General features: G+C 42.7%; 25 protein-coding genes. 8 read left to right on the forward strand and 17 right to left on the reverse strand.

The window, feature by feature from the left end; all coding sequences use genetic code 11:
• Positions 1-115 precede the first annotated feature (115 nt).
• Together msrA and paeA are read left to right on the forward strand one after the other, a co-directional pair.
• Positions 116-757, forward strand: coding sequence for a peptide-methionine (S)-S-oxide reductase MsrA (gene msrA / locus KDJ85_RS16550; protein ID WP_225820579.1), 642 nt, complete (start codon positions 116-118; stop codon positions 755-757).
• 479 nt (positions 758-1,236) lie between these two features.
• Complete coding sequence (paeA, locus tag KDJ85_RS16555) at positions 1,237-2,604, forward strand: polyamine export protein PaeA (protein WP_225820580.1); 1,368 nt, start codon at positions 1,237-1,239, stop codon at positions 2,602-2,604.
• 78 nt (positions 2,605-2,682) lie between these two features.
• On the opposite strand, the gene KDJ85_RS16560 is transcribed toward paeA, so the two are convergent.
• The gene (locus KDJ85_RS16560) at positions 2,683-2,889 is read right to left on the reverse strand and encodes a DUF1107 domain-containing protein (protein ID WP_047756348.1); all 207 of its coding nucleotides are present in this window, start codon (positions 2,887-2,889) and stop codon (positions 2,683-2,685) included.
• Positions 2,890-3,180: 291 nt separating this feature from the next.
• Here KDJ85_RS16560 and KDJ85_RS16565 point away from each other — a divergent pair, with 291 nt between their 5' ends.
• Positions 3,181-3,738 (forward strand): YtfJ family protein, encoded by a 558-nt coding sequence (locus KDJ85_RS16565; RefSeq protein ID WP_225820581.1) that lies wholly within the window; start codon positions 3,181-3,183, stop codon positions 3,736-3,738.
• A gap of 157 nt (positions 3,739-3,895) precedes the next feature.
• Here the strand turns inward: KDJ85_RS16565 and qseC are convergent, their stop codons facing one another.
• Together qseC and qseB are read right to left on the reverse strand one after the other, a co-directional pair.
• Positions 3,896-5,248, reverse strand: a complete 1,353-nt coding sequence (gene qseC / locus KDJ85_RS16570) for a quorum sensing histidine kinase QseC (RefSeq protein ID WP_225820582.1) — start codon at positions 5,246-5,248, stop codon at positions 3,896-3,898.
• Complete coding sequence (gene qseB, locus KDJ85_RS16575; RefSeq protein ID WP_206083189.1) at positions 5,245-5,910, reverse strand: quorum sensing response regulator transcription factor QseB; 666 nt, start codon at positions 5,908-5,910, stop codon at positions 5,245-5,247. Before qseB ends, qseC begins: the two co-directional genes overlap by 4 nt.
• 177 nt (positions 5,911-6,087) lie before the next feature.
• Here qseB and KDJ85_RS16580 point away from each other — a divergent pair, with 177 nt between their 5' ends.
• The 4 genes from KDJ85_RS16580 to mqo all read left to right on the forward strand — a co-directional run bounded on the left by KDJ85_RS16580 (position 6,088) and on the right by mqo (position 9,463).
• Complete coding sequence (locus KDJ85_RS16580; RefSeq protein ID WP_225820583.1) at positions 6,088-6,492, forward strand: YgiW/YdeI family stress tolerance OB fold protein; 405 nt, start codon at positions 6,088-6,090, stop codon at positions 6,490-6,492.
• Positions 6,493-6,620: 128 nt separating this feature from the next.
• Complete coding sequence (locus KDJ85_RS16585; RefSeq protein ID WP_225820584.1) at positions 6,621-7,211, forward strand: NUDIX hydrolase; 591 nt, start codon at positions 6,621-6,623, stop codon at positions 7,209-7,211.
• A 358-nt stretch (positions 7,212-7,569) separates the two neighbouring features.
• Entirely contained in the window at positions 7,570-7,959 is a 390-nt protein-coding gene (locus KDJ85_RS16590) for a cupin domain-containing protein (RefSeq protein WP_225820585.1), read from the forward strand.
• 10 nt (positions 7,960-7,969) lie between these two features.
• Positions 7,970-9,463, forward strand: coding sequence for a malate dehydrogenase (quinone) (gene mqo, locus KDJ85_RS16595; RefSeq protein WP_225820586.1), 1,494 nt, complete (start codon positions 7,970-7,972; stop codon positions 9,461-9,463).
• A gap of 44 nt (positions 9,464-9,507) precedes the next feature.
• Here mqo and cysQ read toward each other — a convergent pair whose 3' ends face one another.
• Together cysQ and KDJ85_RS16605 are read right to left on the reverse strand one after the other, a co-directional pair.
• The gene (gene cysQ, locus KDJ85_RS16600) at positions 9,508-10,248 is read right to left on the reverse strand and encodes a 3'(2'),5'-bisphosphate nucleotidase CysQ (protein WP_225820587.1); all 741 of its coding nucleotides are present in this window, start codon (positions 10,246-10,248) and stop codon (positions 9,508-9,510) included.
• A gap of 129 nt (positions 10,249-10,377) precedes the next feature.
• A complete protein-coding gene (locus KDJ85_RS16605; RefSeq protein WP_225820588.1) occupies positions 10,378-10,998 on the reverse strand; it encodes a BamJ family beta-barrel-assembly machinery protein in 621 nt (206 codons plus the stop codon).
• 219 nt (positions 10,999-11,217) lie between these two features.
• On the opposite strand from KDJ85_RS16605, the gene KDJ85_RS16610 reads away from it, so the two are divergent.
• Positions 11,218-11,799, forward strand: coding sequence for a LysM-like peptidoglycan-binding domain-containing protein (locus KDJ85_RS16610; protein ID WP_225820589.1), 582 nt, complete (start codon positions 11,218-11,220; stop codon positions 11,797-11,799).
• Between the two features lie 110 nt (positions 11,800-11,909).
• Here the strand turns inward: KDJ85_RS16610 and rplI are convergent, their stop codons facing one another.
• The 12 genes from rplI to hfq form a co-directional block, all read right to left on the reverse strand.
• The gene (gene rplI / locus KDJ85_RS16615) at positions 11,910-12,359 is read right to left on the reverse strand and encodes a 50S ribosomal protein L9 (protein ID WP_206083173.1); all 450 of its coding nucleotides are present in this window, start codon (positions 12,357-12,359) and stop codon (positions 11,910-11,912) included.
• A gap of 37 nt (positions 12,360-12,396) precedes the next feature.
• Positions 12,397-12,624, reverse strand: coding sequence for a 30S ribosomal protein S18 (gene rpsR, locus KDJ85_RS16620; RefSeq protein ID WP_000135199.1), 228 nt, complete (start codon positions 12,622-12,624; stop codon positions 12,397-12,399).
• A gap of 4 nt (positions 12,625-12,628) precedes the next feature.
• Positions 12,629-12,946: a primosomal replication protein N gene (priB, locus tag KDJ85_RS16625; RefSeq protein ID WP_206083171.1), complete on the reverse strand. Its 318-nt coding sequence runs from the start codon at positions 12,944-12,946 to the stop codon at positions 12,629-12,631.
• An 8-nt stretch (positions 12,947-12,954) separates the two neighbouring features.
• The gene (gene rpsF / locus KDJ85_RS16630; protein ID WP_206083778.1) at positions 12,955-13,350 is read right to left on the reverse strand and encodes a 30S ribosomal protein S6; all 396 of its coding nucleotides are present in this window, start codon (positions 13,348-13,350) and stop codon (positions 12,955-12,957) included.
• 154 nt (positions 13,351-13,504) lie between these two features.
• The gene (gene rlmB / locus KDJ85_RS16635; protein WP_206083169.1) at positions 13,505-14,254 is read right to left on the reverse strand and encodes a 23S rRNA (guanosine(2251)-2'-O)-methyltransferase RlmB; all 750 of its coding nucleotides are present in this window, start codon (positions 14,252-14,254) and stop codon (positions 13,505-13,507) included.
• A gap of 87 nt (positions 14,255-14,341) precedes the next feature.
• On the reverse strand, positions 14,342-16,810 hold the full coding sequence (rnr, locus tag KDJ85_RS16640) for a ribonuclease R (protein WP_225820590.1): 2,469 nt from the start codon (positions 16,808-16,810) through the stop codon (positions 14,342-14,344).
• A gap of 42 nt (positions 16,811-16,852) precedes the next feature.
• On the reverse strand, positions 16,853-17,275 hold the full coding sequence (nsrR, locus tag KDJ85_RS16645) for a nitric oxide-sensing transcriptional repressor NsrR (RefSeq protein ID WP_206083165.1): 423 nt from the start codon (positions 17,273-17,275) through the stop codon (positions 16,853-16,855).
• Between the two features lie 331 nt (positions 17,276-17,606).
• On the reverse strand, positions 17,607-18,908 hold the full coding sequence (locus tag KDJ85_RS16650) for an adenylosuccinate synthase (RefSeq protein WP_206083163.1): 1,302 nt from the start codon (positions 18,906-18,908) through the stop codon (positions 17,607-17,609).
• A 284-nt stretch (positions 18,909-19,192) separates the two neighbouring features.
• The gene (hflC, locus tag KDJ85_RS16655; RefSeq protein ID WP_225820591.1) at positions 19,193-20,194 is read right to left on the reverse strand and encodes a protease modulator HflC; all 1,002 of its coding nucleotides are present in this window, start codon (positions 20,192-20,194) and stop codon (positions 19,193-19,195) included.
• A gap of 2 nt (positions 20,195-20,196) precedes the next feature.
• Positions 20,197-21,405: an FtsH protease activity modulator HflK gene (gene hflK / locus KDJ85_RS16660; protein WP_047756188.1), complete on the reverse strand. Its 1,209-nt coding sequence runs from the start codon at positions 21,403-21,405 to the stop codon at positions 20,197-20,199.
• Between the two features lie 115 nt (positions 21,406-21,520).
• Entirely contained in the window at positions 21,521-22,801 is a 1,281-nt protein-coding gene (hflX, locus tag KDJ85_RS16665; protein WP_225820592.1) for a ribosome rescue GTPase HflX, read from the reverse strand.
• A gap of 92 nt (positions 22,802-22,893) precedes the next feature.
• The gene (gene hfq / locus KDJ85_RS16670) at positions 22,894-23,190 is read right to left on the reverse strand and encodes an RNA chaperone Hfq (RefSeq protein ID WP_206083158.1); all 297 of its coding nucleotides are present in this window, start codon (positions 23,188-23,190) and stop codon (positions 22,894-22,896) included.
• Positions 23,191-23,289: the final 99 nt, after the last annotated feature.

Consider the following 23,289-nt stretch of genomic DNA (forward strand, 5'->3'; position numbering starts at 1 on the left):
AGAAAGATTGACTAAAGGCTTCATATCAATTTATTTTGGGTAAAATTAACAAGAGACACAAGTTTTTATCCTAATTTTTAGATTATTTGTGTGGTCAAGACCAATAGGAATCATTATGCCTTTTAATAAATTTCACTCTGCAAATATTTCACAGCCTCTTTTTGGCAGAACCAGTGCAATTTCTTGTTCACCATATCACGCTGTTAGCCATCATTCGATTGAGATTATTCCTAAGAATATGGAAGTGGCTTATTTTGCAATGGGTTGTTTTTGGGGTGTTGAACGATTATTTTGGCAACAGTTAGGGGTTTATACTACCTCTGCGGGATATTGTGGTGGTGTGACTCCCAACCCAACCTATGAAGAAGTCTGCTCTGGACGAACAGGTCACGCAGAAGCCGTACGGATTGTTTTTGACCCAAAAGTTATTAGTTACGCTCAACTATTGACGCTATTTTGGGAAAATCACGATCCTGCCCAAGGCATGCGCCAAGGCGGTGATATCGGCAGCCAGTATCGTTCTGGAATTTATACATTAACAGATGAGCAAGACCAACAAGCAATGAAAACATTGCAGGCCTACCAAGAAGCCATGAAAGCACAAAATGATATTCGCCCAATCACCACAGAAATCACGCCATTGGAAACGTTTTATTTCGCTGAAGATTACCACCAGCAATATCTGTATAAAAATCCAAATGGGTATTGTGGTTTAGGCGGTATTGGTGTTTGTATGCCACCGTCTTTAAATATTTAGTACATAACCAATTCATTTTTTATTTATTCTTTAATTACTATTTTAGTTATAAATATATTCAAAATTATTCGTGCTATAGGTAGGCGGCAAACGAAGATATCTTGGGGAGCATACACAAGTATGTGACCCGAGTAGCTGAGTGAAGCCAACACCCCAATAACTCGATTTAATGACAGGGTTCCATATTCAAAATTATTCGTGTTGTAGGTAGGCGGCAAAGAAAACTATCCCAATGAGCATACATAAGTATGTGATTTGGGGAGTTTTATGAAGCCAACACCCCTACAGCGCGAAGAATGAAGAATAATGAAGAATATTGACGAATATCTCGCCACCCATCTATACTAACGACACATATCAACAATTTGCGCATGTCGCGCACCGTATATTTGCTTACTCAATATATTTTAATATTCGAGACTATGCCTTTAAAGATTTCTGAATTTTATAAATTCACCCTTTGAAAGGCTGGATAACTTATGCTCAACAGTTTACTGATCGTCCTTTTATTATGTGCTATTAGCGCATTTTTCTCTTTGTCAGAAATTTCACTGGCTGCTTCCCGCCGTATCAAACTCAAGCTAATGGCTGATGAAGGTAACATTAATGCGGCTCGTGTTCTGAAATTACAAGAAATGCCTGGTATGTTTTTTACCGTGGTGCAAATCGGCTTAAATGCGGTTGCCATCCTTGCAGGTATTGTTGGCGAGTCTGCATTTTCCCCTGCTTTATATGATGTTTTCATTCAGTTTTTATCCCCTGAGTGGGCACAAAAAATTGCCTTTGTCCTCTCATTTACTATCGTGACTAGCCTATTTATCTTAGTGGCTGATTTAACCCCAAAACGCGTTGGTATGGTGAAACCAGAAGCCATCGCAATCCGCATTGTTAATCCAATGCGCTTTTGTTTAGTGGTATTAAGCCCCCTTGTTTGGTTCTTTAATGGCCTAGCTAACCTATTTTTTAAACTATTCAAACTACCTATCGCACGCAATGAAGATATTACTTCTGATGATATTTTTGCGGTGGTAGAAGCGGGTGCCGTTGCAGGTGTTTTGCGTAAACAAGAGCATGAATTAATTGAAAATGTGTTCGAATTAGAATCGCGCACCGTACCATCGGCAATGACACCACGTGAAAGCATTATTTACTTCGATAAAAACGAAACTGAAGACAGTATTAAACATAAAATTTCCACTCAGCCACATTCAAAGTTCCTCGTTTGTGAAGGGGATATTGACCATGTTATTGGTTATGTCGATTCCAAAGAGTTACTTAATCGTGTACTGAATGGGCAAAGTTTAAACTTAAATGATGGCGTACATATCCGTAGCACTCTGATGGTGCCAGATACACTCTCACTATCAGATACACTAGAAGCGTTTAAAAATAACGGTGTCGATTTTGCTGTTATTCTCAACGAATATGCCTTAGTGATGGGGGTCATTACCATCAATGACGTTATGATTACCCTAATGGGGGATTTAGTCGGATCAGGGCAGGAAGAGCAAATCGTCGTTCGTGATGAAAACTCGTGGCTAGTCGATGGGGGAACCCCTATCGAAGATGTGCAACGTATTTTAGATATTGATGATTTTCCAGACTTTAGTAATTATGAGACTATCGCTGGTTTTATGATGTACCGTTTGAGAAGAATGCCAAAACGTACGGATTACGTGAAATACGCAGGCTATAAGTTTGAAGTGGTGGATATCGACAACTACAAAATTGACCAGTTGCTTGTCACACGGATTACTTCTGCCCCTTCCCCCGTCGTTGTACAGCCAGGAAAAAGTGCCATTGAAACGGCTGACGCAAAACAACAAACAAAAAATACTGACCATTAGAGCTTACTCGCGAAGCCGTTTCTTTCAATGCGCCACTTTCTGTGGCGCTTTGTTAATCAATAAACAATATTGATTAACCTATCCTAATTCAGCCTGTAGTAATAAAACGTGTTTGTTAACCTCGCTCATCACACTGTAATGGCGTTTATCACTAACTTTTGGTGGTAAAATCTTCCCATAATTAAACTCAAATGCCCCAAAATCCTTTATATAGAGCCGACCACTGAAAAGTGTTTTAACATAAAGAGCAATTTTAGATGGGTTATAACGGTTAAAAATTTTCATTAGAACTTTTCCTCCCCTTTGTTCTTACGTACGGTATCTCATAATGCATACCGTACAATAATCATAGACCAGAAATTTCGACTTTGGTTCTAAAATTGCAGTTTTATTCAATTTGCTGACATAACATGACACTGTCAAATAACTGTTAAATCCCCTTTAAACGGTGTATTTATTCTGAATTTTAAAAAATTGTTAAATTTCACCTTGAAACTCATCCGATGAGCTATGCTATAAATACACGAAGAAAAATAATCTTCGGGCTCAAACCACATTACAATTCAAGGGGCTTTTATGTTTAAAAACATCTTCATTTCCATTTGCTTACTCAGCTTATCCACGCTAGCGGCAGCTGCTAATATTCAAATAAATCAATCTGTTCCTGCCGTTTCAGTCACAGATAAAGGCGAACTGATTCTTAATAAAGAAAACAAACTCGATTACCAGCCGTGGAAAAGCCTTCAATTAGTGGGTAAAGTGCGCACTATTCAACATATTGCGGGGCGTTCATCCGCAAAAGAACTCAACGCACCTCTCATCGAAGCCATTAAAAATGCGAGATTTCCGCACGATACCTATCAAACCACCACGATTATTAATACAGATGATGCAATTTTTGGAACGGGCGTTTTCGTTAAAAATAGTGTTGAAGACAGCAAAAAAGAGTTCCCCTATTCTCAATTTATTGTCGATAGTGATGGTGTAGTCAAAACAGCATGGGGATTAAAACCTGAAAGTTCTGCGATTATCCTATTGGATAACCAAGGAAAAGTACTATTTTTCAAAGATGGTGAGTTAAATTCGCAAGAAATTGAGAAAGTCATTGGCTTACTCATTTCCGCTTTAAAATAGTCGTGCAATGAATCCCTTCACTTGGCGCAGATAAATGAAGGGATTAACTTATCATGGTATTTTTAAAAAATAGTGAGTTATTCTAAAATGCCCTTATAGTAAATATGCATAATTATTTCTATTTTTCTAATAATCAATCACTCTAACTAAGGGTATTTTAGTGTGCCCAACGAATTTTGACGCAGAAACCGCCCTGTTCATTATGGGTAAAAATAACGTGCAGGTTATGCAGCTCAGCAATGCGTTTAACAATAGACAATCCCAGCCCGCTTCCTGTTTTTTCTTGCCCTGGCGGTCGATAAAAACGCTCCCCTAAACGTTGTAACACATCTGGAGTTACACCCTCACCATCATCTTGGATTTCAAGGCGATCCGCATATAATGAAAGTTTAACTTCGCCTTTTTCTTTACCATAACGAATAGCATTATGAAGTAAATTGCGTAATAACACGCTCAGGAGCAGTGCTTGCCCTTGAAAAGGCTTTGGCGTTGAAACAACTGTTTGAATAATGTGAGCTTCGTGGCGCATTGCATCTGGCTCAATCTCTTTCACTGCCGCGTTAATTAACGCTTCCCACGTAAGTTCACTGAAATCTTCTAGCTGCGCAGAAGATTCTAATCGAGATAAGGTCAGCAATTGGTCGACAAGCCGAGTGGCCCTATCAATACCTTCCGTTAAATTTTCAACAGCATGACGACGTATTTCACGGTTATCTCCTGCAATTTGAACTACTTCTGCCTGCACTTTTAACGCAGCAAGAGGGCTACGTAACTCATGGGCAGCATCAGACGTAAATTGCCGTTCGCGCATAAACATTTGGTTAATCCGACCAAACAACCCATTTACTGAGTCGATAATAGGCCTCGCTTCACTGGGGATCCGCGTCACTTGTATTGGTGTTAGCTCATTGGGCTTTCGACGATACAACTGGTTGGCAACATCTTTAAGCGGGCGCAAAGCACGAGTTAATAACCATAAAAATATCAATAACATCGCAGGTAATGCCACTAACCATGGCATAAATTGGGCAACCATAATGTCTGTCGCCATCTCTTGGCGATATTCCCACTCTTGCCCTACTGCAATCACATATTGTCCATCCTGAGATTTTAACCAGACAAACCGCCAAGGGTCATCACTCCCCTTTATCATGCCATCTGAAAAACCTTCTCGTGTAAACTCAAAACTAATGTCACGACCATTATCACCATCATTGAGCACCTGTTCCCCTTCAGGAGTAAACACAGCAAACGCCAGCGCATCATCGTCTTGAGACCCGCGGTTCTTCCGTAATAATTTTTTTGTTTTGGTTAGTGAGGGTTTCGTTAACTCAAGGTCTGAAGGCAATACCGATAACCGCTTGGCAAAAGCCATCTGCTGCGTATCAAATAACTCATTGATTGTTTTATAGGTTTGGTACCATGCTAACGAGCTGGCAACCCCCCACGTCAGCAACGCAAGAAATAATAATGTTAAGGTGAGTTTTAGCCGCAAACTAAACGTTTTCATTGTTCATTATCACCTAATCGATAACCGACACCGTGAATTGTTCGAATAAACTTATTCCCCAATTTGCGCCTTAAATGATGAATATGTACCTCGACGGAATTACTCGATACTTCCTCATCCCAGTTATAAAGCTTTTCTTCAATCAACGCGCGGGACAACACTTTGTTTGGGTTGTGTAAAAAGAGAGATAATAACGCCAGTTCCTTGCCTTTGAGTTGAACGGATTCGCCATTTACCGTCACTGTCATCGCAACAGGGTCCATTTCAACCACACCATGACTAAGTTTGGGGGTGAGTTGTCCACTTCTACGGCGGATCAATGCTTGTAAACGCGCCATCACCTCCATCAATGCGAAAGGTTTGCATAGGTAATCATCTGCACCTTGTTGCAAGCCTTGAATTCGTTGATCAAGGGCATCTCGCGCGGTCAGAATTAACACGGGTTCATCCCGCCCTTCTGTACGCCAGTACTTTAAAATATCCATACCATCAATGTTTGGTAGGGATAAATCCAGAACGACTGCATCATAAGGCGCATCAAATAACGCAAGTTGCCCCTGTTTACCGTCCATAAACCAGTCAACCGTAAACCCAAGCTGCGTTAAACCGACTTTTAGACCGTCACCAATGAGTCTGTCATCTTCAATTAATAAAATACGCATAATTCCCCCATATCGGAATATTATTATATTTATCCCATACGCAATAAGATGACTAGCTATTATTAAGTAAATTAAAAATATAATGCATTATGCGAGTTTCTTAAGATCCTGTTAAGATTTACCTGCTTTAATACCCTCCATACGAACCAGTTGATGCTTTATTTGGAGATAACAACGATGAAAAAATTACCTTTAATTGCTTTAGTTGCCGCTCTTGCTTCTGCACCTGTTTTTGCTGCTAATGGCGGTTTTGATGGCCCAGGTGCTGTTGCCAATACAACTACACAAAATACCCAAGCAGGTGGCTTTATTGGCCCAAATAGCGGGGAAATGACTGTCGCAAAAGCACTTGATATGTCAGATGATAGCTGGGTTATCCTACGCGGTAATATTGTTAAACAGCTTGATCATAAACATTATGAATTCACTGACGGTACAGGTACCATTAATCTTGAGATTAGTGAAAAACGCTGGAATGGCATTAATGTCACGCCAAAAGATAAAATCGAAATTCGCGGTAAAATAGATAAGGATTGGAACTCAAGAGAAGTTGAAGTTAAACAAATTCAGTTAATCAAATAATTGAGTTCACCAGTAATATCGCCAGCTTTCAGCCCTTAGCAAAAGCTGGCTTTCCTCAAAATCTTATTTCTTGCTATTTTTAACAGTGCTAAATTAGCCTTAAATACAATTGTCGCTAAGGCTATACAATGACTGTTAAACAACCGAAACTGCGTAATATTCAAGAAAGGCTCCTTTCAGATAATTGGTATATTTTAAAAAAATACACCTATGAATTACAAAGACGCGATGGAAGTTGGCAACAACAAGAACGCGAAGTATATGACAGAGGAAATGGCGCCGTTATTTTGTTATACAACAAAATTAAAAATAGCATTATTCTCATCCGCCAATTCCGTATGCCGATGTATGTCAGTGGCTACCCACAATTTTTAATCGAAGCTGCCGCAGGCTTACTCGAAAATGCCTCTCCAGATGCTCGTATTATTGCCGAAGCAGAAGAAGAAACGGGCTTTAAAGTTGATAAACTGGAAAAAGTCTTTGAAGCCTTTATGAGCCCAGGCTCTGTCACAGAAAAACTGCATTTTTATATCGCCGAGTATAACGATAATAACCGTAGTAATGCAGGCGGTGGGCTGGTAGAAGAAGGCGAAGATATTGAAGTATTAGAGTGGCCATTCCCTAAAGCACTCGAAGCTATCAAAACAGGAGAAATCGTCGATGGTAAGACAATTATGTTAATACAGCACCTCGCCTTAAATTCAATTCTTAAAAGCTAATTATTTTATCGACTCGCTGTAATTGAACTAAATTACAGTGAGTTTTATTTTATATTCTCTATTTTAATAACCTAATTATTTATTTCCTTCTTTAAAAGAGGTATTTGGCTTACACCAATCAACAAACGACAGTCAAAACAAGATAAAAATAAACCTTATAATTCAATCAAATACAAACGCATCGTCTTTACTGTAAATAAAGACACTTTCGCTTTGACCTGCCACTTAAAAAACCTTAGATTAAAAACATTATATATTTTCGCCGTTTTAATATTGTCATTTTACGAACCCTAATTTTATCACTAATGAATTTAAATTAATTTCAAGTCATACCATTTTCATTAAGGAGCTAAATAAGATGATACGTTGTGTTCGTATGTGGACAGGTGAAGATGGAAATTCCCTGTTTGAAGAAGGCACACTGGAACTGGATAGTGTTGCCCGTGGAGATAGTCAAACCCCAGCCATTTCAGTCAGCGAACTGACTTTCCGTGAAACGGTCTCAGGTGGGTCTTGGGATTGGCATAAAGATCCTGTCCCTCGTTATGTGATCACCCTCACTGGCACCTTAGAATTTGAAACCAAAGATGGTTCAAAATTTATCATTAATCCAGGTGATATTTTACTCGCACAGGATAATACTGGAACAGGCCATAAGTGGCGGTTGATCGGCGACGACCCATGGCGGCGTGCTTATGTTGTCTATCAAGAAGGCACTGAGCTGTGCTTCACACCGACCAAAAAATAGAGGCTTTTTTATGACTAAACCTATAGCAGAAAATGTTGATATTGCACTGATCGGTGCAGGGATTATGAGTGCGACACTCGGTACTTTATTAAAAGAACTCGACCCATCACTGACGGTGACGGTTTTTGAACGCTTAAATGATTGTGCACAAGAAAGTTCACACCCGTGGAATAACGCAGGAACAGGCCACGCTGCAAACTGTGAAATGAACTACACCCCGCCGAATCCTGATGGCACGGTCGATATCAGCAAAGCCCTTGAAGTTAATACAGAATTCGATTTATCTCGCCAGTTATGGTCATACCTTGTCACGAAAGGAAAAATTAAAAATCCGCGCGATTTTATTCACCCTTGCCCTCATATGAGCTTTGTTTGGGGAGCTGACAATGTCAAATTCTTACAACAACGCTTTAAGCAAATGTCAGCTCACCACTGCTATCACAACATGGAATACAGTGATGATCCAAAACAAATTAATGATTGGGCGCCGTTGTTGATGGAAGGTCGTGAAGACGACAAAAATATTGCTGTCACCCGCGTAGTTACAGGGGCAGACGTCGATTATGGGGCATTGACCCATTTATTAATGGCACAACTCAGCGAACAATCTGGTTTTACTCTTCACTATAAACATGAAGTTGTTGATGTCACTCAAACCCCCGATGGGCGCTGGAATGTGGAAGTCAAAAATTTATTGACCCATGAAAAACACGTCACATCCGCAAAATTTGTGTTTGTCGGTGCAGGGGGGCGTGCTATTGAATTACTGCAAAAATCAGGTATTCCTGAAGGAAAAGGCTATGGTGGCTTCCCTGTCAGTGGGATTTGGCTACGTTGTGACGATGAAAAAGTGGCTGCAAGGCACCATGCAAAAGTGTATGGAAAAGCAGACAAAGGTTCTCCACCGATGTCAGTTCCACATTTAGATACTCGTATTATTGGCGGTAAACGCTCCTTACTGTTTGGCCCATATGCAGGCTTTTCCAGTAAATTTTTAAAACACGGCTCTTATTTAGACCTGTTTGAATCCATTCGCCTCAATAATATTGAGCCGATGCTGGCTATCGCAAAAGATAACTGGTCGTTAGCTGAATACCTTGTCGGGCAAGTGCTGCAAACCTCTGCACACCAATTTGCTACACTGCAAAAATTCTACCCAGATGCACAACATGAGGATTGGAAAGAAGTCGTTGCTGGCCAGCGTGTACAAATTATCAAACCTGATCATGATAAAAAAGGTATTTTGGAATTTGGTACCGAGCTGATTACCAGTGCAGATAAGTCATTTACTGTATTGATGGGAGCCTCGCCAGGGGCATCAACCGCCGCCTTCATTGCGCTAAATGTCCTAAAAGATTGTTTCGCCAATCAACTTAAAGCGGATGGCTGGGAAGCTAAGCTAAAAGATATTATTCCAACTTATGGTATTGATTTAAAACAGGACGCAAAAGCGTGTTTAGATATTCGTACTGCAACCGCTAAAGTGCTGCAATTAGATAATTAGCTACAGATAAGGTTGGGAAATGACTTCCCAACCTTTATTGATTATTAGAATAAAATCACTCGAAAGCCAGGGTTCAAAAATGACTCTCTCGGTGTGTAGTCTAAAGTTTTTCCTTTCCAATCAACTACTTTCGCACCTGCCCCAATCGCAATCGCATGACCCGCAGCAGTATCCCAAATATTCGTCGGTCCAAAACGTGGGTAAAGCTGCGCTTTTCCGTCCGCGACAAGACAGAATTTCAGTGATGAGCCAATCTCTACGGTCGTATGCTCCCCCATTTGCGCCAAGTAATCCATTAACTCGCTATCTTGGTGAGAACGGCTTATCACAATGACAGGAGGTTTCCCATCATACACATGGATTTGCTGCTTATGACCGCCTTCTTCTTTCCACGCTTGGTTTCCCTCTGCATAATAAAGCAACCCTTTTGCAGGAGCATACACTACCCCCATAACGGGTACGCCATTTTCAATTAACGCAATGTTAACGGTAAAATCCCCATTGCGGTTAATAAATTCTTTGGTGCCATCAAGAGGATCAATCAACCAATAGCGTTGCCAGTGCTGTCTTACTGACCACTCAGGAGGATCTTCTTCAGAAAGTTGCGGAATATCAGGGGCAATGCGAGTGAGACCAGCAGCAATAATATGGTGTGCGGCAATATCCGCCTCCGTGACAGGGGAGTTGTCACTTTTATGATCAACCCGCAACGGCTCTTGCGCATTGTAGGTTTCCATAATCGCATAACCCGCTTCTTGAGCAAGCTCGCAAATTTGTTGTAGCATGTTATTCACCTCTCTCCCGTTGACCTTTACAGCAAGAGTAGCAAGTGTGTAAAATTTACGCCATAAAAAATGCCTTAGTAAGTAAAAACACTAAGGCATCAATTCAAATAGTGATTAAAACCGCTATTCTTATAAGATTTCTAACAGCTCAACTTCAAAAACGAGTGTGCTAAATGGTGGAATTGATGCACCTGCACCGCGCTCACCATAAGCTAATTCATGAGGGATATACAGCTCCCATTTCGAACCAACAGGCATCAGCGTTAATGCTTCAATCCAACCCGGGATCACGCCGCTAACTGGAAATTCAGCAGGCTGACCACGTTGAACCGAGCTATCAAACACAGAACCATCAATTAAACGGCCAGTGTAATGAACGCGAACACGGTCAGAGCGAGATGGGATTGCACCTTCGCCTTGGTTGATCACAGAAAATTGCAAACCAGATTCAGTCGTTGAAACGCCATCACGTTTTTGGTTTTCATCGAGGAATTTTTGGCCTTCTTCCGCCATTGCTGCTTGACGCTCAACACGAACGGCATCTGCACGCTCATGAACTTCACGTAATGCTTTGTGCAGGGTTTCAACAGGCACTGATGGCATGTTGCCTTCTAAAGCATCAACCAGACCCGCTAAAATTGCGTTTGGTACTAAGCCTTCTAGCCCTGACTCTAATAATTGTTGGCCAACTTGTAGACCAATACCATAACTCGCTTGAGCTTCTACTGAATCAAAATTTTGGTTTGCCATTAAAATACCCATATGGTTTTTGATAAAAACCAAGAATAGCAGCCCCCCTGCTATGGGTAAACCCAAACCGTCAATCTAAATAATAAAATCCCTCGATAGCGTATAAATTTGCTCAGTGTTCTCCGAAAAATCGTATCAAGCGCTTAAATTACCCAAAAACAGTGTTAGTATGCGTATAAATACGCCCAAGTTAATGCATTGCCTCATCAAGGAGGAGTGATGGTTAAACTGTCTAAATTTCATCGCTATGGTATCGCCATATTAGCACTGATTGTTGTGGTTGCCCTGTTTTGGCCAACAGGCGATAAACCTTTGAATAATACGCCGCAAAATCAGCCTATTGTCATTCCCCCACCAACAACACCTGAGATAGTTCCTGATCCTATTCAGACACCATCTGGTCAAGAACCTGAAGGTAATATAGAGGAAATACCAACAGAACCTGAAATTGTGCCTGAGCCCATAGAACCTGAGCCAACAGAGCCACCACCAACAACAACAAAGACACAAGAGCCCCAGGTCACAAGCCCATCGGCAAGTAAATGGCAAAATTACCGCGTTCAAAAAGGGAAAACACTGGCGCAATTATTCCGTGATAATAATTTGCAGGCTAACGATGCCTTTATCATGGCTCGCGTTGAAGGGGCTGAAAAACCGCTGAGTAATTTACGTCAGGGGCAAAAAATTCGCTTAAAAGCAAATGAGAAAGGGGAAGTTCAGTTGCTGGAAACTACAGCTTCTGATGGAAAAACCTATAGTTTTGCAAGGCTTAGTGATGGAAGCTACTACCGTACACCTTAGGCGCTAATCATCGCTAAAATGAAATACTAGAAAGCAAAAAACACCGGACTTAGCCGGTGTTTTTTTATTGGTATTGCCGATAAGCCGACAATACCTATCATCATTATTGATTACTCAGCAACGATGATAACGTTCAGCTCTGCGAAAACATCGCTGTGTAACTGGAAGTGAACTTCGTGGTCACCAGTAGTACGCAGAACGCCGTTTGGCAGGCGAACTTCGCTTTTCGCGATTTTAACGCCAGCTGCAGTCACTGCATCAGCGATGTCACGAGTACCGATTGAACCGAACAGTTTACCTTCGTCACCAGCTTTAGAAGCTAAAGTAACAGAACCCAGTGCAGTAACAGCTGCTGCACGAGCCTGTGCTGCTGCCAGAACGTCAGCTAATTTAGCTTCCAGTTCAGCGCGGCGAGCTTCGAAGAATTCGATGTTTTTCTTAGTTGCAGGAACAGCTTTGCCCTGTGGAACTAAGAAGTTACGAGCATAGCCCGATTTAACGTTAACCTGATCACCCAGGCTACCTAGGTTAGCTACTTTATCAAGCAGAATAACTTGCATTACCTTATCCTCTTAAGTCGTTAATGGACTGTACCAATTACTGATGACGATCAGTATATGGTAACAGAGACAGGTAGCGAGCGCGCTTGATAGCACGAGCGAGCTGACGCTGATATTTTGCACGAGTACCGGTGATACGGCTTGGTACAATTTTACCACTTTCAGTGATATAGTTTTTCAGCGTTGCGATATCTTTATAGTCGATCTCTTGAACGCCTTCCGCTGTGAAACGGCAGAACTTGCGACGACGGAAATAACGTGCCATATGGCTAGTCTCCAGAATCTATCAAATCAATCTGCTCGGCATGGAGGACTATCTTGCTAATTCCATTACGCCCTTGATGGGTACTAATGAAACCGCTAACTGTAATCCAACTGCCGACCGTTAAACTGTGAGTATGAGCTTGTAAGGTTTGTCCGCTAACAATAATGGGCATTCTGCACCATGCTTGCCTTGACAGTCCCGCTTCCAGTTGTTGTGAACGATGTTCTAAAACAAACTGACAATGTGGAATGCCTGACGGACTCACTTTTCGAATCAATGCTTTACAGACTGTGCCTGTTAGCACCAAACGATTAGTGGACACCTGCGCAATTACTCTTCAGAATCCCCAGTTTCTTCTACTTCTTCATCCTGATATTCATCAGAAAGGTCACGGCCACGACGTTCGTCTTTAGCTTTAACCATTGGAGAAGCTTCTGTTACTGCGTGTTTTAAGCGCATAACCATGCTGCGGATAACGGCATCGTTGAAGCGGAAGTTAGTTTCCAGCTCATCAATCGCTTCCTGCGGTGCTTCTACGTTCAGCAGAACATAGTGAGCTTTGTGCAGTTTGTTGATTGGGTAAGCCAGTTGACGGCGGCCCCAGTCTTCCAGACGGTGAATCTGACCTTGTGCGTTAGTGATTACTGCACTGTAACGCTCGATCATGCCCGGAACCTGTTCGCTTTGGTCAGGATGGACCATAAAAACGATTTCGTAATGACGCATTAGTAGTTGCTCCTTACGGATTATTAGCCTCCTGTCTGGGTTAACCGCGGCCCGCGGAGGCAAGGAACTTGTTGAGTGCGGCTAAAAAATTGACGCGTAACTATACCCATCCCTGAGATAAAACTCAAGAGATGGATGCAGTTTTACACAAATATTATTTTTCGCCTGAAACAGGCAAGCGCTGGCGTACGGCTTCAAACAAGCAAACCCCTGTCGCCACTGACACATTCAGGGAAGAGACTGAACCTGCCATCGGGATGCTGATTAATTCATCACAATGTTCACGGGTTAAACGGCGCATGCCCTCACCTTCCGCGCCCATTACTAATGCTATAGAGCCTGTCAGTTTGCTTTGGTATAAATTATGGTCTGCTTCACCCGCTGTACCCACAATCCATACGTTGTATTCTTGCAATAGGCGCAGTGTCCTTGCTAGATTCGTCACTCGAATAAGAGGAACATTTTCTGCTGCACCGCAAGCTACTTTTTTTGCAGTTGCATTCAATTGCGCCGATTTGTCTTTCGGGACAATCACTGCATGCACACCTGCCGCATCTGCACTACGCAAACAAGCGCCTAAATTGTGCGGATCCGTCACGCCATCCAGTACCAGTAAAAATGGTGACGGGGTGCTTTCTAATAAATCGGGCAAATCACCTTCTTGGTATTGCTTACCCGGTAATACTTTCGCAATGATCCCTTGGTGAACCGCCCCTTCAGTTTGGCTATCCATCCACTGGCGATTCGCAACTTGGACAACAACGCCTAGTGCCTCAATTTCATGCACGATAGGCATCAATCGGCGATCTTCACGCCCTTTTAGGATATACACTTCTTTAATGCGTTGCGGAGAACGCTCAAGCAAGGCTTTCACTGCGTGAATGCCGTAAATAATTTCGCTCATAACAGTCTTATGTTTTAATCTAAATGAGGAAAGTGGCGCAAACACGCCACTTTCGTTAATTAACAAAGCACTACGCTAGCAAAAATATTACCCCTCTTGTTTTGAGGATTTCTTCGCAACGCGTTTTGCTTTTAGTTTTGCTGTAATTTTCTTAGTTTTATCGGAAGGTTTTTTTCCCTTTCCTTTCCCTTTTGCATCAGCTTGTGCTTCGCTTTTCTTCCCTTTTTTCTCAGAACGGCGAAATGCAGAATCAGGCTCGAAGTTTTTATCTTTGCTCCCTTGCGCTTTACGGCGAGCTGGACGCGTAGCATTTTTTACTTCTTGCTTCATTTTATCCCGTGCAGTTTTGCCTGGGGCTTTCGCTTTACGAGTTGTTGAAATTAATGCGAAATCAATGGTGCGTTCATCCATATGCACCGCTTCAACACGAATTTCCACTTCATCACCAAGCCGATAGGTCGTGCCTGATGATTCACCAATTAAGCGCTGGCCGACAGCATCATAACGGTAGTAATCGTTATCAAGGGTAGAAATATGTACTAAACCGTCAATAAACAAGTCATTGAGGCGAACAAAGAAGCCAAAGCCTGTCACACTGGTAATTAACCCCGTGAAAACTTGGCCCACTTGGTCTTGCATAAAGTCACACTTCAACCAGTCAGCCACATCGCGCGTTGCTTCATCGGCACGACGCTCTGTCATCGAACAGTGTTCACCCAGTTGCAACATGCTGTCCATATCGGAGTGCCAGCCGCCTGTTTCTGTCCAGCGCTTATCTGAATGGCCATATTCTTTTGCCAACAAATATTTGATACCACGGTGCAACGTTAAGTCAGGATAACGACGAATTGGCGAGGTGAAGTGCGCATAAGATTTCAGCCCTAGACCAAAATGACCACGGTTTTCAGGGTCATAAATCGCTTGTTTCATTGAACGCAAGATCATGGTTTGCAGCAATTCGTGATCAGGGCGCTCAGCCACTTCATTCATCACTTGTGCATAATCTTTTGGCTCTGGCTTCATACCACCAGGCAATGTGAGCCCTAACTCGCTGAATACTGAACGTAAATTCATTACGCTCTCTTCTTTTGGACGATCATGCACACGGTATAACGCAGGCTCTTCGTTTTTCTCTACAAATCTAGCCGCTGCAATGTTAGCTAAAATCATGCATTCTTCAATTAATTTGTGTGCATCATTTCGCTCGACAGGTTCAATACTTTCAATACGGCGCTCTGCGTTAAAAATAAATTTCGCCTCTTCCGATTCAAAAGATATCGCCCCACGCTCAATTCGTGCCGCATCTAATGCTTTGTATAACTGATGTAAATGTTCAATGTGTGGAACCAATGCTTTGTAATGTTCACGCAGTTCTTCATCACCTTCCAAGATTTTCCATACTTTTGTATAGGTTAACCTTGCGTGGGAATTCATTACTGCTTCATAGAATTTATAGGAAGACAGCTTCCCTGAGGCCGATACCGTCATTTCGCATACCATACACAGGCGATCGACTCCTGGATTCAATGAGCAAAGGCCATTAGAAAGAACTTCAGGTAACATCGGCACGACTTGAGATGGGAAATATACTGAGTTACCACGGCTACGTGCCTCAGTATCTAACGATGTTTGCGGGCGCACATAATAGCTAACATCCGCAATGGCGACCCATAAACGCCAACCACCGCCTTTTTTCGGCGCACAGTGAACAGCATCATCAAAATCGCGAGCATCTTCACCATCGATAGTGACCAATGGTAAATCACGCAAATCCATGCGCCCTTTTTTTGCAGACTCAGGCACATGTTCACTTAAATCAGCGACTTGTTTTTCAACTTGTGGTGGCCATGAATGGGGAATTTCGTGGGTACGCAGCGCGATTTCAACCGCCATACCCGTTCCCATGGTTTCCCCAAGCACTTCGATAATATTCCCAACTGCTTGAGAACGGCGTTGTGGACGAGTCACTAACTCAACCACCACCACGTTACCCATGCGAGCACCACAAATACGGTCTTTCGGGATCAAGATATCAAAACTGAGACGACTATCATCTGGCACTACAAACCCCATGCCCGACTCAATAAAATAGCGGCCTACAATTTGGTTGTTTCTTGGCTCTAATACGCGAACCACGCGCACTTCAGTACGGCCTTTACGGTCTTGTCCATATGGCTGTGCTAAAATCACATCACCGTGCAGCGCACGTTTCATCTCATCTTGAGATAAATAATAATCTTCTTTTTTACCCTCAACACGCAGGAAACCGTAGCCATCGCGATGGCCAATAACCTTTCCTTTTAATAAATCTAAACGCTCTGGCAATGCATAACATTGGCGGCGTGTAAACACGAGTTGACCATCACGTTCCATTGCTCTTAAACGGCGGCGTAAAGCTTCTAATTCATCTTCTGTAGAAAGATTGAGTAACTGAGCGATTTCTTCGCGATTGGCTGGGGCAGTACGCTTCGAGATTAAGTCGAGGATGAATTCTCGGCTTGGAATTGGGGATTCGTATTTTTCTGCTTCTCTTTCCTGAAAAGGATCTTGTGACATCGTTACCTCCGTTGTCATCAGAATTCATAACTACTGCGAATATTAATCAAGCAGTAATTGATAGAGCGGGGTGTTATCTTTCACCATGTCCGCCAGCGTATATTGATCAAGTTCTTGTAAAAACTGCTGTATTGCTTGGTGTAGCACACCTTTTAAACGACACGCAGGTGTTATGTGGCAAAACTCGCCACTACAATTAACAAGGGTTAGGGGTTCTAATGCTCTAACAACATCCCCTATACGAATTGATTCTGCTGGTTGCCCTAGTGTAATCCCGCCATTTTTGCCACGAGTGGCTTTTATATAACCTAAATGACTGAGCTGATTGATAATTTTAACCATATGATTACGCGAAACGCCATAAACGTCCGTCACCTCTGTAATACTGGTCATCTTCCCTTCCCCCAGAGAAGCCAGATAAATAAGCGCTCGTAATCCATAGTCGGTAAAACTCGTCAGTTGCACAATCACCTCAAAATTTTGGCTTTTACTCATACGACCAAAATGGGTTGGTCGAAAATTTTCTCACGTATTTTAATTGCAAATAACCTAATTTGAACCTAAATCCCACTCGGTTATGCACAAAATATAGCATGCAAATAAATTATGTGTTCATAAATACAGTTTAGCGTATTACGTATCGCAAATATGCATCTAATTGCACAGAATCTGCACACAAAAGTGACTTAGTTCAATCATTATGGGGAATTTTGACTGTTTTATCAAAGAAGTTGCATCGCGGAGGGAGGTAAAGCAGTAAAAAAACTGCGCCTGTAATTAGGCGCAGTCAGTGTTATTACTCAACGTCAAACGGGTCACGCAAAATCATTGTTTCAGAACGATCTGGACCGGTTGAAATAATATCAACTGGAATACCGGTTAATTCTTCAACACGTTTGATGTAGTTCAGCGCTGCTTGTGGCAGTAATTCTCTTTGCTTCACACCAAAAGTGGTTTCTTTCCAGCCTGGCATGGATTCGTAAACTGGCTCTAAACCATCCCACTCATCCGCAGCTAAAGGCGTTGTTTCAAGCACTTTGCCATCTGGACGACGGTAGCCTACGCAGATTTTTACTTCTTCTAAACCGTCTAAAACATCCAGTTTAGTCATGCAGAAACCTGACAGTGAGTTGATTTGTACCGCGCGGTTGATTGCAACGATATCTAACCAACCAGTACGACGTTTACGACCCGTCGTTGCGCCAAATTCTTGGCCTTTTTCACGCAGGAATTCGCCCACTTCGTCAAACAATTCGGTTGGGAATGGACCCGCACCAACACGTGTTGAGTAAGCTTTGATAATACCCAGTACGTAATTAACATAACGAGGACCTAAACCAGAACCTGTTGCAACACCACCCGCGGTGGTATTTGAAGAGGTTACATACGGATAAGTACCGTGGTCAATGTCCAATAATGTGCCTTGTGCACCTTCAAACATCACAAATTCGTTGTTCTGGCTCGCTTTGTACAGCAAATCAGACACATCGATTACCATGCCTGTCAGGATATCGGCTACTGCCATGATATCGTCCAGTGTTTTTTGGTAATCAACAGCTGGTTCTTTATAGTAATTAACGAGTTGGAAGTTATGGTATTCGACGATTTCTTTTAATTTTTCTGCGAAAGTTGCTTTATCGAATAAGTCACCAACACGTAAACCACGACGAGCAACTTTATCTTCGTAAGCAGGACCAATACCACGACCCGTTGTTCCAATCGCTTTGGAACCACGCGCTTTTTCACGGGCGTTATCTAATGCAACATGATAAGGCAGGATCAGTGGGCATGCTTCTGAAAGACGTAAACGTTCGCGAACTGGAACACCGCGGTCTTCCAATTCTTTCATCTCTTTCATTAATGCGTCAGGCGCAAGAACAACGCCATTAGCAATAATACTGATGACATTTTCACGAAGAATACCGGATGGAATTAAGTGGAGAACGGTTTTTTCACCGTTTACAACAAGCGTATGGCCAGCATTATGGCCGCCCTGATAGCGAACTACATATTTAGCGCGCTCTGTCAGCAAGTCGACGATCTTGCCCTTCCCTTCGTCACCCCATTGGGTGCCCAGTACGACAACGTTCTTACCCATTTCGAAATACACTCGGTTGCTTAAAAATGAATTCTACCATCAAAAATGAACTGTTCCAGTGATATTTTGGCATTACTAAAATTTTTTTCTGGAAAGCAAGTTAAATGGTATTTTTATTTCTGCCGTAAACCCAAAATGAATGAAACCAGTTGAGCAGCTTAAATTTTCCCTGAAAAATCCTATACTTAAAACGACAGGCGAAAAAAAGCCCACCGAAGCGGGCTTTTCTTTAATAGATTAACAGTTATTTTGCTAGGTTGCACGCAACTTAGTCTGATTATTTATTAATCTGTTGCACGAAGCTTAGTTGGTGCTTTCATGAAGCGGAAGAAGTCTGTGTCTGGACTTAATACCATCACGTCTTCACCACTCTTGAAGCTTTGCTCGTAAGCACGCAAGCTACGAATAAACGCATAGAACTCTGGATCTTGGTTGAATGCATCAGCAAACAGTTTTGTTGCCATTGCATCGCCTTCACCTCGGTAGGTCAGCGCAGTACGCTCTGCTTCTGCCAGTGTTTCAGTTACGGTTTTATCTGCAACCGCACGAATCTTAGTGGCTTCTTCTTGACCTTGTGAACGGTGCTGACGTGCAACCGCTTCACGCTCTGCACGCATACGTGCATAGATAGCCTCAGAAACTTCGTTTGGCAGTTCGATACGTTTAATACGCACGTCGACAACTTCGATACCTAACGCCGCCATACTGTTTGCATTCACAACCAGTGGCTTCAAGTTAGTTTCTTTTTCAACACGTGCTGCGGCATCCGCAATCGCTGCATCTGCTTCTTTTGTCGCATCATCAATTGCAGTACCTTTGTTCAAGGCATCGCGTACATCAACGGTTAAACGACCACGTGAATCAGTAATGATATCTTTAACGCTTAAACGACCAAACTCAGAACGTAAACGGTCACTAAATTTACGTTTTAACAGGGTTTCTGCTTGATATGGGTTACCACCGCCAGTTGCTACATAGTAGCGACTAAAATCAGTAACACGCCATTTCAGGTAGGAGTCCACCATTAAATCTTTGTTTTCGCTTGTCAAATAACGGTCAGCTTGGATTTCCAATGTCTGAATACGTGCATCTAACATTTTCACAGTTTCAATAAATGGTACTTTGAAATGCAGACCCGGCTCATAAATGATCGGTTTGTTTTCAGAATCACGCAGAACCTTACCAAAACGCAATACAATGCCGCGGTCAGTTTGAGGAACAATAAAGATAGATGCGTATGCAACTGCCAAGATGGCAATAACGATAACAATTAGCGATTTACGCATGATTATTGTCTCCCTACTCTAACAGCATCACCACGAACAGCACTGTTTGGCTGTGCAGGCGTTGCAGCAGATGATGACGAATTAATGCTTGGCGTCGCCATTCTTGCTGACGGATTAACTTTTGATGTTGAAGCTGCATCTGAATTTGTACCACGCATGATTTGGTCAAGCGGCAGCACTAACATGCTGTTGCTCTTATCATTCGCAATAACTTTACGTGTATTACTTAACACACGCTCCATCGTATCGATGTAAAGACGCTCGCGAGTGATTTCTGGTGCTGCACGGTATTCAGGTAACATTTTAGCAAAGCTTGCGACCTCACCCTCTGCTTTGAAGACCACACTCGCTTTATACGCTTCGGCTTCTTCAATCAGGCGTTGTGCGTTACCTTTTGCCAGTGGAAGAACTTCATTTCGATAAGCGTGCGCTTCACGAATAGTTTTTTGTTCTTCTTCCCTTGCTGAGATTACGTCATCAAATGCTGCTTTAACATCTTCAGGTGGACGCGCTGCCTGGAAGTTGACATCCAGCAGTGTGATACCCATTTTGTATGGTGCAATTGTCGCTTCAAGCTCTTTTTGTGTCACATCACGGATAAAGGCTCGATTCGTAGTCAATACTTGCTCCATGGCAGATTGACCAATAACACCACGCACAGCACTGTCTAACGCCTGACGCAGACTGTTGTCTGGGTTAGTCACGCTAAATAAATATTGCGCAGGGTCAGTCACACGGTATTGAACGTTCATTTCAACGCGGATCACGTTTTCATCTGACGTCAACATCATGCCGTTAGTCGCTTGCTCACGTACAGTTTCTACGTTGACAGGCACGACTCTATCAATGAATGTTGGCTTCCAGTTCAGACCTGGCCCAACAACACCACTGTATTCACCAAAACGTAACACTACGCCACGGTCACTTTCTTTGATGGTGTAGAAGCCAGAACCTGCCCAGACAACTACAATAGCAGCAAGTGCTAACATCCCTAAACGACCACTGATTTGTGAAGGCTGTTTGTTATCGCCATCACCACCGTTGCCGCCTTTGTTCCCACCTAGCTTGCTGCCTATTTTACGAAAGAGATCGTCGAGATCATAAGCCCCACGTTTTCGACCACCTTTGTTCCCGCCAGAGTTGCCGCCTTTATTGCCGCTTCCCCACGGATCGCGGTCTTGTCCGTCATTACCGGGCTGATTCCACGCCATGTTTTAGCTCCATTCTTTATGATTGATTTTCAGGGCTAAGAGCTCCACTCAATACACTGGAAGTATGCTGAGTTTGTGTGTCTCTTAATATCAATTCCATTGCCCGACGACGTTGTTAAACCACGTAGTCAGGTAATTGCTGCTCTTGTTTACACAAACGTCGCCAATCCACCATTGGCATACGCACCTCAAGGCCGATTGAACCGTCATCTTCCAACCATTCACGTTCGATTGACTGGAGTTGATAAAAACGGCTACGCAAACGACCTTCGTTTGGTGGTAAACGCAATTCATAATGTGCGATTTCACCAGAAAGGCGTTCCGTCAATGCTTGTAACAGCAATGGGATACCTTCACCTGTTTGCGCCGAAACCCAAACACGAACAGGGTTGTTATCCTCATCTCTGTCAATACGCGGGACAAAATCTTCCAGCATATCAACTTTGTTCATCACTAAAAGTGCTGGTATTTCATCCGCTTCAATTTCTTCCAACACGCTTTCAACCGCATGGATATTTTCATCCAAGCGAGCATCTGCTGCATCGATAACGTGCAGCAGTAACGTTGCTTCACGTGTTTCTTGCAGGGTTGCTTTAAATGCGGCAACCAAATCATGTGGTAAGTGGCGAATAAAACCCACGGTATCTGCTAAAACGACAACACCGACATCTTCGACATTAATACGGCGAAGCGTTGGGTCGAGTGTCGCAAATAGCTGATCTGCAGCATAAACATCCGCAGACGTCATACGGTTAAATAAACTCGATTTACCCGCATTGGTATAACCCACGAGAGAAATTGTCGGAATATCCGCTTTACTTCTCGCTTGACGCCCTTGTTCACGCTGTTTTTCTACTCGGCTAAGCCGCGATAAAATCTGTTTGATTTTATCCCTTAATAACCGACGGTCTGTTTCAAGCTGAGTTTCACCAGGACCACGCAAACCAATCCCGCCTTTTTGGCGCTCAAGGTGTGTCCATCCTCTCACTAAGCGAGTGGATAAATGACGTAACTGTGCCAATTCAACTTGAAGTTTACCTTCATGCGTACGCGCCCGTTGAGCAAATATATCTAAAATTACCCCTGTACGGTCAACCACCTTACATTGGCAAATCCTTTCGAGATTACGTTCTTGAGCCGGGCTTAGCGTATGGTTAAACAACACCACATCTGCGCCACTTTCCTCAACGGCTTGGGCTATCTCTTCAGCTTTTCCTTCCCCAACAAAAAACTTTGGGTGAGGTGCCTTACGACTGCCTGTGACTATTTGTACTGGCTTTACCCCAGCAGATGTCACGAGTGACTCAAACTCTGCCAGATTATCAACGTCTTTTTCTTGGGAAAAAAAGACATGGACTAACACAGCAAGTTCACCGCCTTCATACCTATCAAACAAGGTGCAACCTCTTAGGCTAAACAATAATTGCAAAGGAAAAACACAGGTACAGTCTCCCTACCCATGCTTTCCTTGTCTTTTAGCGTACAAACTTACTCAGTTACTTCGCCATCCTGCGATGCAGGTGCACCCGAATGGTAATTACCGTTACCTGCGCTACCACCTGTTGTACCACTGTGGTGAGAAACAGGACGTGCAGGGACGACAGTAGAGATAGCGTGCTTATAAACCATCTGGCTAACTGTGTTTTTCAATAAAATGACAAATTGGTCAAAAGATTCAATTTGCCCCTGCAATTTGATGCCATTAACGAGATAAATAGAGACCGGAACCCTTTCACGACGTAATGCGTTCAGGAACGGATCTTGCAAAGATTGCCCCTTAGCCATTCTATGTTTTCCTTATTTTGTTGTTTTTAAAAGAGAATCTTTATGATTCCAAAAAGTAACTACTCAAAAATTGCGCTTAACGTTCTAATTGTACACAAA

The sequence above is a fragment of the Providencia vermicola genome, from assembly GCF_020381325.1.
Taxonomy (GTDB): domain Bacteria; phylum Pseudomonadota; class Gammaproteobacteria; order Enterobacterales; family Enterobacteriaceae; genus Providencia; species Providencia vermicola.